This window comes from Mesobacillus boroniphilus JCM 21738 (assembly GCF_000517385.1).
GTDB classification, from domain to species: Bacteria; Bacillota; Bacilli; order Bacillales; family Cytobacillaceae; genus Mesobacillus; species Mesobacillus boroniphilus.
On record NZ_BAUW01000230.1, the window covers coordinates 1 to 842 of the forward strand.

At 39.8% G+C, this 842-nt stretch carries 1 protein-coding gene; it reads left to right on the plus strand.

Going from position 1 to position 842, the window contains the following annotated elements; all coding sequences use genetic code 11:
• Nucleotides 1-385, plus strand: a 385-nt coding sequence (locus JCM21738_RS22880; RefSeq protein ID WP_148296180.1) for a nuclease-related domain-containing protein, incomplete at its 5' end; no start/stop codon positions are given.
• Nucleotides 386-842 lie beyond the last annotated feature (457 nt).

Genomic DNA, 842 nt, shown 5'->3' on the forward strand with positions numbered 1-842 from the left:
ACTAATTATTTTTTCCGGCACATTATATCTTTTTGAAATAAAGACGAACCAGGGGGATTACCTGTACAAACAAGAAGGTCTAACCTCAATAACAACTGAAGTAACAATCAAGAATCCACTCGACCAACTCAACCGCTCTAAGCTGCTTTTTAAGAAACTATTAAATCAACTAGGCTACAACAATAAAATACAAGGTTCAGTCGTTTTTGTTAACCCCGAGTTCACCCTGTATCACGCACATCCAGACCTCCCATTCATATTCCCCACCCAGATCAAACGACTCCTCGATAATCTCAATAACCAGCCAGGAGAAGTAACCAGCAACCATAAAAAAACTTGCAACCAAACTAGTCTCCCTCCATCGGACCGACAGCTCATTCGATAAACTGCCTAAGTATAATTATGATGAACTCAAGAAAGGAATTACTTGTGATGAGTGTGATTCGTATTCGGTAGAGGCTAATCATAAGTATTTAGTCTGCAGGGATTGTGGGAGTAAAGAATTAGCAGAATCAGCAGTTATGCGGACGATGGAGGAGTTTAGATTGATATCCCCAGAACGAGCAATTACTTCAACAGAGGTTCAGGAATGGTGTGGAATAATAGATTCAACCAAACGCATAAGAAGAATCCTGGGGAAGCACTTAAGATCAACAGGTAGTAAACAATGGACAAAATATCACTAACACCGATATAGACCCCTTCTACCTATCATTCTTAACAATTATGCAAATTCATCCTTCTATGACGGACACTTTTTCTTCTTTCTCGACCATTTCTGTCCGTCATGACCCTATGACGGACACTTTTTCTTCTTTCTCAACCATTTCTGTCCGTCATGA